The sequence below is a fragment of the Rhizobium oryzicola genome, assembly GCF_030504645.1.
In the GTDB taxonomy this organism is placed as follows: Bacteria; Pseudomonadota; Alphaproteobacteria; order Rhizobiales; family Rhizobiaceae; genus Neorhizobium; species Neorhizobium oryzicola.
The window spans coordinates 23,917-35,755 of sequence record NZ_JAUKWQ010000002.1 but is presented as its reverse complement, the minus strand read 5'-3'; the positions used below and the strand labels follow the sequence as shown (position 1 = coordinate 35,755).

General features: G+C 59.3%; 12 protein-coding genes. 5 read left to right on the top strand and 7 right to left on the bottom strand.

Annotated features, from left to right (window positions below; all coding sequences use genetic code 11):
• Positions 1-9: 9 nt before the first annotated feature.
• On the bottom strand, positions 10-1,263 hold the full coding sequence (locus tag Q2T52_RS07510; RefSeq protein WP_302076098.1) for a sarcosine oxidase subunit beta family protein: 1,254 nt from the start codon (positions 1,261-1,263) through the stop codon (positions 10-12).
• 134 nt (positions 1,264-1,397) lie between these two features.
• Positions 1,398-2,375, bottom strand: a complete 978-nt coding sequence (locus Q2T52_RS07505; RefSeq protein ID WP_302076097.1) for a zinc-binding dehydrogenase — start codon at positions 2,373-2,375, stop codon at positions 1,398-1,400.
• Between the two features lie 277 nt (positions 2,376-2,652).
• Here Q2T52_RS07505 and rpsU point away from each other — a divergent pair, with 277 nt between their 5' ends.
• Positions 2,653-2,886, top strand: a complete 234-nt coding sequence (rpsU, locus tag Q2T52_RS07500; RefSeq protein WP_302076096.1) for a 30S ribosomal protein S21 — start codon at positions 2,653-2,655, stop codon at positions 2,884-2,886.
• A 192-nt stretch (positions 2,887-3,078) separates the two neighbouring features.
• Positions 3,079-3,906 carry a tetratricopeptide repeat protein gene (locus Q2T52_RS07495; RefSeq protein ID WP_302076702.1) on the top strand — a complete coding sequence of 276 codons (828 nt, stop codon included), beginning with the start codon at positions 3,079-3,081 and terminating at the stop codon, positions 3,904-3,906.
• 67 nt (positions 3,907-3,973) lie between these two features.
• Here Q2T52_RS07495 and Q2T52_RS07490 read toward each other — a convergent pair whose 3' ends face one another.
• The 4 genes from Q2T52_RS07490 to Q2T52_RS07475 form a co-directional block, all read right to left on the bottom strand.
• Complete coding sequence (locus tag Q2T52_RS07490) at positions 3,974-5,374, bottom strand: NAD(P)(+) transhydrogenase (Re/Si-specific) subunit beta (protein WP_302076095.1); 1,401 nt, start codon at positions 5,372-5,374, stop codon at positions 3,974-3,976.
• Positions 5,375-5,384: 10 nt separating this feature from the next.
• Positions 5,385-5,795, bottom strand: a complete 411-nt coding sequence (locus tag Q2T52_RS07485) for a proton-translocating transhydrogenase family protein (RefSeq protein ID WP_302076094.1) — start codon at positions 5,793-5,795, stop codon at positions 5,385-5,387.
• Positions 5,795-7,042, bottom strand: coding sequence for a Re/Si-specific NAD(P)(+) transhydrogenase subunit alpha (locus tag Q2T52_RS07480; RefSeq protein WP_302076093.1), 1,248 nt, complete (start codon positions 7,040-7,042; stop codon positions 5,795-5,797). The genes Q2T52_RS07485 and Q2T52_RS07480 overlap by 1 nt, the downstream gene beginning before the upstream one ends.
• Positions 7,043-7,123: 81 nt before the next feature.
• Positions 7,124-7,348 carry an aa3-type cytochrome c oxidase subunit IV gene (locus Q2T52_RS07475; protein WP_302076092.1) on the bottom strand — a complete coding sequence of 75 codons (225 nt, stop codon included), beginning with the start codon at positions 7,346-7,348 and terminating at the stop codon, positions 7,124-7,126.
• 219 nt (positions 7,349-7,567) lie between these two features.
• Here Q2T52_RS07475 and Q2T52_RS07470 point away from each other — a divergent pair, with 219 nt between their 5' ends.
• Positions 7,568-8,107 carry a TRAP transporter small permease subunit gene (locus Q2T52_RS07470; RefSeq protein ID WP_302076091.1) on the top strand — a complete coding sequence of 180 codons (540 nt, stop codon included), beginning with the start codon at positions 7,568-7,570 and terminating at the stop codon, positions 8,105-8,107.
• 21 nt (positions 8,108-8,128) lie between these two features.
• Positions 8,129-9,622 carry a TRAP transporter large permease gene (locus Q2T52_RS07465; protein ID WP_302076090.1) on the top strand — a complete coding sequence of 498 codons (1,494 nt, stop codon included), beginning with the start codon at positions 8,129-8,131 and terminating at the stop codon, positions 9,620-9,622.
• A gap of 66 nt (positions 9,623-9,688) precedes the next feature.
• Here the strand turns inward: Q2T52_RS07465 and Q2T52_RS07460 are convergent, their stop codons facing one another.
• Positions 9,689-10,795, bottom strand: a complete 1,107-nt coding sequence (locus tag Q2T52_RS07460) for a TRAP transporter substrate-binding protein (protein ID WP_302076089.1) — start codon at positions 10,793-10,795, stop codon at positions 9,689-9,691.
• A 264-nt stretch (positions 10,796-11,059) separates the two neighbouring features.
• Here Q2T52_RS07460 and Q2T52_RS07455 point away from each other — a divergent pair, with 264 nt between their 5' ends.
• Positions 11,060-11,839: a gamma-glutamyl-gamma-aminobutyrate hydrolase family protein gene (locus Q2T52_RS07455; protein ID WP_302076088.1), complete on the top strand. Its 780-nt coding sequence runs from the start codon at positions 11,060-11,062 to the stop codon at positions 11,837-11,839.

Sequence of the window (11,839 nt, the reverse complement as noted above, 5' to 3'; positions counted from 1 at the left end):
TTCCCCTTCTTAGTGCGCGACGGCGGCAGCCGCCGCTTCGTCGATCAGGCGTCCGGTGCGGAAGCGGTCGAGCGTCAGGCCTTGCGCCAGCCGGTGCGGCTCGCCCTTGGCAATCAGCCAGGCAAACAGGTTGGCGGAACCTGGCGTTGCCTTGAAACCGCCCGTGCCCCAGCCGCAATTGACGAACAGGTTCGGCACCGGCGTCACGCTCTGGATGGCGGAGCGATCCGGTGTGTTGTCGGTGATGCCGCCCCACTGGCGCATCATCTTCACACGGCGGAAGATCGGGAAGAGTTCGCAGATCGCATCCAGCGTATGGGTGATGATCTGCAGACCGCCGGTCTGCGAGTAGGAATGATACTGGTCCGTGCCCGCACCAATCACCAGCTCGCCCTTGTCCGACTGCGAGATATAGGCATGCACCGTGTTGGACATGACCACACAGGGGAAAATCGGCTTCAAAGGCTCCGACACCAGCGCTTGCAGCGGGTTGCTGGTCAGCGGCACACGAACATCTGCCATCTGCATGACCACCGAGGAATGGCCAGCTGCGGAAACGCCGATCTTCTTGGCGCCAATGAAACCACGATTGGTCTCGATGCCGGTGACTTCACCATTCGGACCACGGCGAATGCCCGTGACTTCGGTGTTCTGGATGATGTGGACGCCGCGATCGGATGCCGCACGGGCATAGCCCCATGCCACCGCATCATGTCGCGCCGTGCCGCCGCGTTTTTGCAGCGCCGCACCATTGATGGGATAACGCGCCGTCTTGGAGATATCGAGCGGCGGACAGAACTTCTTCGCCTCTTCCGGCGTCAGCCACTCATTGTCGATTCCATACAGCCGGTTGGCATTGATGTGCCGCTTGAAGCTCTGCATGTCGTGCGTATTGTGCGACAGCATCATCACGCCGCGCGGCGAATACATGACATTGTAGTTGAGATCCTGGCTCAAGCCTTCCCACAGCTTCAGGGAATGCTCGTAAATGTCCATGCTCTCTTCATAGAGATAGTTGGAGCGAATGATGGTGGTGTTGCGGCCCGTATTGCCACCACCCAGCCATCCCTTTTCGATCACCGCCACATTGGTGATGCCGTGCTCTTTTGCCAGATAATAGGCAGCACCCAGTCCATGGCCGCCGCCGCCAATGATGATGACATCATAAGAAGACCGCGGTTCGGGGGAAGTCCATTGCTGCTCCCAGCCCTTGTGGCTGCGCATGGCCTCTCGGGCCACCGCAAAGACCGAATATTTGCGCATATCTGCCTTTAGCTCCTTGAGGCGAAATAGCCTGTCGTGGAGCCATACAAATCGCAAATCGCAAGGCGTCGCAATGGCTGCTTTGCGACGCATTCGCTTCTTGCTTTCGACACCGGCAAAATTATCGGTATCGTTTAGAGCTGGATCAGCACCTTGCCCTGGCGACCGCCCTCTGCGGCAGCCGCGAGAGCCTTGGAACCCTCGGCAAGCGGATAGATGCCATCCACCTGCAACACCAACTCACCGGATGCCGCACGCTTGACCAGTTCCCCAATCAAACGGCCAACCTGTTCGCGCGGCATCGTTTCCATCAGCTTGCCCAGCCAGAAGCCTTTGACGGTCGCCTGCTTGAAAATCAGATCGCCGGAAGAAATCTGCATCGGCTCACCGGACATCAGTCCGAAGGACACCAGCAAACCATTTTCACCCAGAAGCGACAGGAGATCGCCGGAGGCCTTGCCGCCAACACTATCGACCGCGACGGAAATGCCCTGCCCTCCGGTCAGCGCACGCACTTTTTCCTTCCAGCCATCTTCGGCGGTGGAGACCGTCTGACCGATTCCGAGAACCTCAAGCTCCGCCACCGCTTCGGCGCGACGCACGAGATTGATCACATGGATGCCGCGAAACTTCGCCAACTGGGATACGACCTTGGCGACAGCGCCCGTGGCCGCATTCTGTATAAGCCACTGCCCCTGCTTGGCTTCGGCAAACTCCAGAAGCGTCAGGGCACTGAGCGGCATGGCAATCAGCTGAGCGCCAACCTCGTCAGGAACGGCATCCGGCAGGGGAACCACTGAAGCGGCCCGGGCAATGGCAAATTCCGCCCAGGCCCCCTTGAGCCCGCTGGCCGCCACACGCTGTCCCGGCTGAACGCTGCTCACGCCCTCGCCCAGAACCTCGACCGTACCAACACCCTCGCTTCCCCCAAGCGCCGGCAAAGCGGGCTTGTAGCCATAGCGCCCCTCGACTGTCAGCAGATCATGATTGTGAATCGGCGCCATGTGCATTCGCAAGAGCACCTCACCCGGCCCAGGTACAGGCGTCGGCACATCAAGCACACGGACGACATCGGATGGTTTGCCAAATTGAGAGTAGGAAATCGCTCGCATCAAAGTTCTCCTTTGAGTATGAATAGGCAGTGGTACGGGGAACATATGTCGCGCAATCTGCCATTGAAAACCCGGTTTGCACCGCTGCTGTAAACTCGCATGGGAATTGCGGGGTTTTTTGAGAAGACGGGCCAGAGTCCCGCTAGACTTTGCAACAGCCTTCTGCTATCTGCGTTCCCCAATCGCACGGCCAAAAGCCGGGCAGTAGTATTATATCGCTCTGACCGCTGCGCAGTTTCAGGGCGTTTAACTCAAAAACCAAAGGAACGGGATTCACGTGCAGGTACTTGTCCGCGACAATAACGTCGATCAGGCTCTCCGCGCTCTCAAGAAGAAGATGCAGCGCGAAGGTATTTTCCGCGAAATGAAGATGCGCGACTACTACGAAAAGCCGTCGCAGAAGCGCGCTCGCGAAAAGGCGGAAGCTGTTCGCCGCGTTCGCAAGCTGGCTCGTAAGCGTGCACAGCGCGAAGGCCTCGTTTCCGCCGGCCGCACGGGCGCGAGCCGTTAATCGGTCGCTTTTTCGACGTTTTTTCGTGATTGGAAGGCGGGGGCGATATAAGGCGCCACCGCTTTTTTTAGTTTTCTGGTTCGCCCAGTTTCCGAGCTCTGACACGAGGACCTGCGCCTGATGGCTGCCAAGAGTGCCGTTGTTTTGAAAGCGACAAGCCTTACTGCTGCAACCGCTACACGCCTTCCCCGCATGCGGGCTGCGCTGTCCGGTGCAACCTTGATTATGGCAGGGGCCCTGCTGGCTGGATGCCAGACCAGCAACACGAGCGACATGATCCGCCTCGACCGGGCGCAAGGATCGGAAGAGAACATCGCATCGCTGTCGGCCGTGATTCAGTCCAACCCGCAGGATCCGGACGCTTACAACGTACGCGGCACTGCCTATGGTCGCGCCGGTGAGTTCCGCCGCGCACTCGATGATTTCAACCGTGCTCTGCAGATCAATCCGCGCTTCTATCAAGCCTATGCGAACCGCGCGCTCGTCTATCGCAACATGGGCAAGCCGGCTGAAGCCGTAAACGACTACAACGCGGCCCTGCAGATCAACCCGAACTACGACGTCGCCCTCATCGGACGCGGCAACATCTACCGCCAGGCTGGCCGCACCAACGAAGCCTTCAACGACTTCAACCGGGCGATCCAGGCGGAAACCACCGATGGCCGTGCATGGCACGGACGCGGCCTGATCTACCAGCTGCGCAACCAGCATGCTCAGGCGATCGAGGACTTCTCCAAGGCGATCTCGCTGTCGCCGAGTTCGCCGGAGCCCTATAACGGTCGCGGCATCTCTTATCTCGCCCTGAATGACGACGAAAACGCTTTCGCCGACTTCAACCACGCGATTGACCTCAACGACAAGCTGGCGGAGTCCTGGGCAAACCAGGCGCTCGTCTACGAACGACGTGGCGAAAAAGATAAGGCGGCCAAGGCCTATAACCATGCCGCACGCCTCGACCCACGCTACCAGCCGGCGCAGGATGGCCTGGCGCGCACCCGTGGCGCCGCCACCGACGGCTGATCCAGCGGAATTCTCCCATGAAAAAACCCGGCTTCAAGGCCGGGTTTTTTGTTGCCGTTGAAAGGGTTCAAGCCTTCATTGCCTTGACGATATCTTCCGTCATCTTCTTGGCATCGCCCAGCAGCATCATCGTACCGTCCTTGTAGAACAGCGTATTGTCGATCCCGGCATAGCCAGAGCCGAGCGAGCGTTTGACGAACAGGCAGGTCTTGGCCTTGTCGACATCCAGGATCGGCATGCCATAGATCGGCGACGACTTATCGTCACGAGCAGCGGGATTGGTGACATCGTTTGCGCCAATCACATAGGCCACATCGGCCTGCGCGAATTCGGCATTGATATCTTCCAGCTCGAAGACTTCGTCATAGGGCACATTGGCTTCGGCCAGCAGAACGTTCATATGTCCTGGCATGCGGCCTGCGACCGGATGGATGGCGTACTTCACCTCGACGCCATGCTCCTTCAGCGTATCGGCAAGCTCACGCAGCGCATGCTGTGCCTGTGCAACCGCCATGCCGTAACCAGGGACAATGATCACCTTAGACGCATTCTGCATCAGGAAGGCTGCGTCGTCAGCAGACCCCTGCTTGACGGTGCGCTGCACGCCATCATCCGTGGCAGCACTGGCGGTTTCACCGCCAAAGCCGCCCAGAATGACGGAGATGAAGGAGCGGTTCATGCCCTTGCACATGATGTAGGACAGGATCGCGCCGGACGAGCCTACGAGTGCGCCGGTAATGATGAGCGCCAGATTGCCGAGCGTGAAGCCGATACCGGCAGCTGCCCAGCCCGAATAGGAATTCAGCATCGAGACGACGACCGGCATGTCGGCGCCGCCGATCGGCACGATGATGAGGACGCCAAGCGCCAGCGCAAAAATCACCACCAGCCAGAAGGCCACATGGCTTTCGCTGGTGGCGAGGTTCACGATGAAAATCACCGTGAGCACCAGCAGCGCGATATTGATGGCATGCCGATAAGGCAGCAGGATCGGCTTGCCGGACATGCGCCCGTCCAGCTTCAGAAAGGCAATGATGGAGCCGGTAAAGGTGATGGCACCGATGGCCGCACCCAGAGCCATTTCGATCAGCGCCTGACCGTGGATCGAACCCGGCGCTCCAATGCCGAAGGACACCGGGGAGTAAAGGGCGGCAGCCGCAACCATGACGGCGGCAAGGCCAACCAGCGAGTGGAAGCCGGCAACGAGCTGCGGCATGGCCGTCATGGGAATCGTGCGGGCGATATAGGCGCCTGCGCCGCCACCGATGGCGAGCGCCAGCACGATCAGCACCAGACCGCCGAAATTGGGCGTTGCCAGCAGCAGGGTCGTGACGATCGCAATCGCCATGCCGACCATGCCGTAGATATTGCCCGTGCGGCTAGTGGAAGGATGGGAAAGACCACGCAACGCCATGATGAACAGCACGCCGGAGACGAGGTAGAGAAAGGCTGCGATATTCTGGGACATGGATGCAGCCTCAGCGATCTTTTTTCTTGTACATGGCGAGCATGCGGCTGGTGACCAGGAAGCCTCCGAAGATGTTCACGGAGACGAGCACCAGTGCCACGAAGCCGAAGCCGGTGGCAAAGCCGCTGAGCGAAACGCCCACGGCCAGCAACGCACCCACGACAATAACGGAGGAGATGGCGTTGGTTACAGCCATCAAAGGCGTATGCAACGCCGGCGTCACAGACCAGACGACGTAGTAGCCGACAAAGATCGAAAGAACGAAGATCGCGAGACGGAAGACGAAAGGATCGATCGCACCGCCGGAGACGCCGTGCGCTGCTGCACCAACCGCGTCCGGTGCCTGTTCTGCTGCCAGCTTCACGGCCGCAACGGCCTTATCAAGAGCTTCAAGCGCATTGTTCATGGTTTCGCCCGCCATCAAAGCTCCTCTTTCTTCTCTGGGCTTCCGTCGGTCTTTTTCTTGGCGCGCGGTTTGGCAGCTTTCGCCGATACCGCCTTATCCAACGGCTGCGGCGCAGCCGAACGAGCAGCCTCCGCAGCGGCCGCGAAATTCGGATGCACGACAGCCCCCGCATGGGTCAGCATGGTCGCCTTGACGAGTTCATCCTCCGGGTTGACCCGCACCTCTTTTGCAGCCTTGTCGACCAAAGTTTCAAGGAAAGCATAAAGATTGCGCGCATAGAGAGCGGACGCGGAAGCTGCGACACGGCCAGGGACATTCGCGTAGCCGATGACCCGCACACCCTCCACATCAACGATTTCACCCGCCTTCGAACCTTCGATATTGCCGCCGCGCTCCACGGCGAGATCGACGGCGACCGAGCCCGGCTTCATGCTGGCTAGCATCGCTCGTGTCACAAGGCGGGGTGCCGCACGACCCGGGATGAGCGCTGTGGTGATGATGATATCCTGCTTGGCAATATGATCGGCCACCAGTGCCGCCTGCTTCTGCTGGTAGGCTTCGGACATCGGCTTAGCGTACCCGGCGGCTGTCTCGGCTGCGCGGAATTCCTCATCCTCGACGGCGATGAACTTGCCACCGAGGGATGCTACCTGTTCCTTGGCGGCGGGCCGCACGTCGGTCGCGGAAACCACGGCGCCCAGGCGGCGTGCCGTCGCGATCGCCTGCAGACCTGCAACGCCCGCACCCATGACGAACACCTTGGCGGCGGGCACAGTACCGGCCGCCGTCATCATCATCGGCATGGCCTTGCCATATTCATGCGTCGCATCGATCACCGCGCGATAGCCCGCAAGGTTTGCCTGGCTGGACAAGACGTCCATGGATTGCGCACGGGTGATTCGCGGCATCAATTCCATCGAAAGCGCCGTAACGCCCTGATCAGCCAGCAGGTTAAGCGACGCTGCGGCATCGTAGGGGTTCATCACCGCCAGCAACAGGGCCCCCCGCTTGAAATGCGGAATCAGCGTGTCCAGGGGCCGATTGACCAGCAGCACGACATCGGCCTTGGAGATATCCGCGGCGGAACCAATCTCGGCGCCCGCGCTGGAAAATTCACTGTCTGGAACACCGGACTTGAGACCGGCACCGGCCTCCACGATCACATCGAAGCCGAGCCCTTTCAGCCGTTTTACTGTCTCCGCCGATGCAGAGACGCGAGTTTCCTGTCCGGCCTCGCGGCCGACAAATATAACTTGAGACAAATTAAATTCCTCCGCCTTGCCGCGAATCGTCGTCAAAGGCCACCCGATGCACCGGCGGCATCGCCATGCCCTGCAAGGTCGTTATCGCAGAAGGTAGAAACCAGCCGCATTCAGAATGATGAAAAGCAGAATACCGCCCAGCAGTCCGCCGTTGGCGAAGAAACCGCCGGCCATCGCGAGCATCAGAACCACCACCATCATGGTGCCCCATTTCGCGCCAGCGAGAAAAAGGGAATAGGTTTTCTCGTGCTCGCGATAATCCATCGCCGCGCCCGTTTCGACCGGTCCTGTCTGGTGATCATTCATATGACTGCTCTCCCCTACACGCCGCAGCCGAGACCGCGTCCTCGCATGCGGCACAGATATCCTACCACACATAGGCGTTGCACAAAGAGCCGGGAATTGCAATGCGCCTTTGGCGCTAGGGAGTACGCCTAGCCGACGACTTTTCTTTTTGCCTCGCTTCATATACAGCCGAAAGGTGAGAGGCGGGCAAAATCAAAGATAAGTCCGTGGGGGAAATCGATGTCAGCTCTATTGCGCCTGAGCCGCGGGATCGATCGCGTCAGCGAGATCATCGGCAAATTTTCCGGATATCTGGTTCTTCTGTGCTGCCTGGTCAGTGCCGGCAATGCGATGATCCGCTATGCGTTCAATTACAGCTCGAACGCCTGGCTTGAAATTCAGTGGTACATGTTCGGCTTCGTCGTGCTTCTGGGCGCGTCGCACACGCTGCGCGCCAACGAACATGTGCGGGTGGATTTGATCTACGGCGCACTTTCTGACCGCAAGCGCCTGTGGGTGGATATCATCGGCATCATCCTCTTTCTGCTGCCGTCCTGTCTCTACCTCGCCTGGCTCTCCTGGCCGGTTTTCCTCTTGTCCTACCAACAAGGTGAAATCTCCTCCAATGCCGGCGGCCTCATTCGTTGGCCAGTAAAGCTCATCATCTTTGCGGGGTTTGCGCTTCTGGCCCTGCAGGGCTTGTCCGAGCTCATCAAGCGGATCGCGGCGCTCAGCGGCGCGTACGAGATTGATACCAAGTACGAAAAGCCGCTGCAGTAAGCGTAGGTCGGGGGGATTTACATGTTTGATTTTGGCATTCTTCCACCGGCCATGTTCGGCAGCATGGTCATCTTCATGCTCTATGGCTTTCCGGTGGCCTTTTCGCTGGCGGCCGTCGGCCTGCTGTTCGGTGTGATCGGCATTTTCACCGGGCACTTCGACCCGGCCTTCCTGCAAGCCCTGCCGCTTCGCGTCTTTGGCATCGTGTCGAACGACCTGCTGCTGGCCATTCCCTTCTTCACCCTGATGGGCGCTATCCTGGAGCGATGCGGACTGGCAGAGGATCTGCTGGAAGGAACCGGCAAACTGTTTGGCGCCATTCCCGGCGGACTTGCCTATGCGGTCATCATCGTTGGCGCCATTCTGGGCGCTATTACCGGTACGGTGGCTGCATCGGTCATTACCATGGGCGTGATCTCGCTGCCGATCATGCTGAAATATGGCTACAATCCGCGGCTTGCGACCGGCGTCATTGCCGCCTCGGGTACGATCACCCAGGTCATCCCGCCGTCGCTCGTGCTGATCGTTCTGGCGGACCAGCTGGGCAAGTCGGTCGGCGATATGTATCTCGGCGCCATCGGCCCCTCCATCCTGCAGGTGCTGATCTTTGTCCTGTTCATCTTCGCGCTGTCCATCTTCCGGCCAAAGGACATTCCGCCCCTGCCGCTGGAAGCACGTGGCGAATTGAACCGCGCGCTGGTGTTCAAGGTGCTGGCGGGCATGATCCCGTCGATCGTGCTGATCTTCCTCGTGCTCGGCACCATCTTCATGGGCCTTGCCACGCCGACGGAAGCGGGCGCTCTGGGCGTCGTCGGCGCCTTGGCGCTGGCCGCCATGCATCGCCGCCTGACCTGGGATCTCGTCAAGCAGGGCATGCACTCCACCATGCACATCACCGCCATGGTGACCTTCATCCTAGTCGGCGCCACCTGTTTCAGCCTTGTCTTCCAGGGCATGGATGGCGGCCGCTGGATCGAGCATATGCTCTCTCACGTGCCGGGCGGCGCGGTCGGCTTCCTTATCTTCGTCAACGCCTTCATCTTCGTGCTGGCCTTCTTCCTCGATTTCTTCGAGATTGCCTTCATCGTCATCCCGATGCTGGCGCCGGTCGCCAACTCGCTGGGCATTGACCTGATCTGGTTCGGCGTCCTCATCTGCATCAACATGCAGACGAGCTTCATGCATCCGCCCTTCGGCTTTGCGCTTTTCTATCTGCGCTCGATTGCCCCCCGTTCGGTCAAGACATCGGACATCTACATGGGCGCGATCCCATGGGTGTTCATGCAGCTCATTCTCGTGGCAATCACCATCTTCTGGCCGGAGTCCGTGACCTATTGGCTCGACAAGACACCGCCGGTGGACCTCAGCACGATCAAGATCGAAGTGCCGGCCTTCGGCAATCCGGGTGGCGGCAACCAGATGCCCAATTTCGGCCTGCCGCCGATCGGGGGCGACCAACCAGGCGCACCTGCCGGTGCACCAAAGCCGGATCTCAGCCAGCCACCGAAGTTCTGATCAGACACATGAAAAAGCCCCGGCGACGAACCGGGGCTTTTCATTATTAGAAAGTAACTAAAGCGATCAGAGCTTGCCGTTGCGCTGCTGGATCATCATGAAGGTATCGTAAGTATATTCCGCAAGCTGCATCCAGAGATAGCCTTCCTTCTGGAACGCCACCTGATCCTCATAGATTTTCTTGAACCAAGGGTTCTTGGCGGAAATCTCGGCATAGACTTCCTTTGACGCCTTGAAGCAGGCATCCAGAATATCCTGGCTGAAGGGGCGCAGAACAGTTCCCTGCGCCACGATCTGCTTGATCGCGACCGGGTTCTTCAAGTCGTATTTCGCCATCATGCTGGTATTGGCAAAGGCGCAGGCATCCTGAAGGGCCGCCTGATAGGCCTTCGGCAGTTCCTCGAACTTGCCCTTGTTGATGAAGGCATGGATGACCGGGCCGCCTTCCCAGAAGGCCGGATAGTAATAATACTTCGCCACCTTGTAGAAGCCGAGCTTGTAGTCGTCATAGGGACCGACCCATTCAGCGGCGTCGATGGTGCCCTTTTCCAGCGCCGGGTAGATGTCGCCACCGGCAATCTGCTGCGGCACGGCGCCGAGCTTTTCCAGAACGCGCCCGGCGAGACCGGCGATACGCATCTTGACGCCCTTGAAGTCGTCGACGGTATTGATTTCCTTGCGGAACCAGCCGCCCATCTGCGCACCGGTATTGCCGGCGATGAAGCCGACCAGCCCATGGGTCGCGTAGAACTCGTTCAGCAGCTTGTTGCCATTGCCCTCATAGAACCAGGAATTGCTAAGCCGCGCATTCGGACCAAAGGGAATGGCGGTACCGATTGCGAAGGTCGGGTCCTTGCCGACATAATAGTAGGAGCAGGTATGGCACATTTCGACCGTACCGGCGGAGACGGCGTCCGCAGCCTGCAGACCGGGCACCAGTTCACCGGCCGCAAAGGTCTGGATGGAGAAATTACCGTCCGTGGCGGCGGCAACATGCTTGGCAATATCTTCGGCACCGCCATAGATCGTATCCAGCGACTTCGGAAACGACGACGTCATGCGCCAGTTGATCTTGGGCAGAGACTGGGCCAGTGCCGGTGCAGCGAGACCGGAAGCAGCAACAGCACCGACGCCGCCGACTGCCGCCTTTTTAAAGAATGAACGACGATCCATGAATTACCTCCCGTTTTCATGGGGCCGGTAAAGTCCCTCTTCTCCTTTTACCGGTCCTTTAACGAAGTAAACATGCGGCAACTAAGGTTGCAATACGCGCCTTACCTCTCGAGTCTCTGAAAAAGCACCTCTGGAATTCAACTTTCGTCTGATACGACAAATCAGCCGTCATCACGTCGCATCCAGGTGCCGCACCGAAGCACTATCTTGACTTGACGAAGCGCCAGGATCAGAACACGCCGCATTGCAAAGACGGAGACATCAATGACGCTGCCAGTCATCGCCATTCCAGCCGATATCCGCATTCTGGACAATTCCCGCTGGCATGCCGTGCATACGCAATATGTCAATGCAGCCGTGAAGGTTGCCAAGGCCATTCCGCTTTTGGTGCCAGCACTGGAGGAGGGACACGACATTGATGCGGTGCTGGACCGGGTCGATGGCGTGCTGATCTCCGGTTCCGCCAGCAATGTTCATCCGTCGCTTTATGGGCGCGAAGCCAAGGAATCCGATGGTCCGTTCGATCCGGCGCGCGACGCAACCAGCCTGCCGCTGATCCGTCGCGCAATCGAACGCGGCATCCCGCTGTTTGCCATCTGCCGCGGCATTCAGGAATTGAACGTCGCACTTGGCGGCACGCTGGCCAGCGAGATCCAGGAAAAGCCCGGCATCTGGGATCATCGCAAGCCGCAGGTGGAAAGCCGGGATGACATGTACGCCATTCGCCAGGCCGTCTCTGTCCGCGAAGGCTCCTGCATCGCCCGTTACCTTGGCCTTTCCGGGGAAATCCAAGTGAACTCCCTGCATCGCCAGGCCATTGACGATGCGGCACCGCGCCTGCAGGTGGAAGCCACGGCACCCGATGGCACGATCGAGGCCGTCTCGGTTATCGATGCCAAGGGCTTTGCCGTCGGCGTTCAATGGCATCCGGAATACTGGGCGGAAACGGATAATCCCTCCCGCGCGCTGTTCGAAGCCTTTGGCGAGGCCGTCCGTGAATATGCTGCCGCCCGCGTAACCGAAGGTGCGCTTCTCAGCGATTGA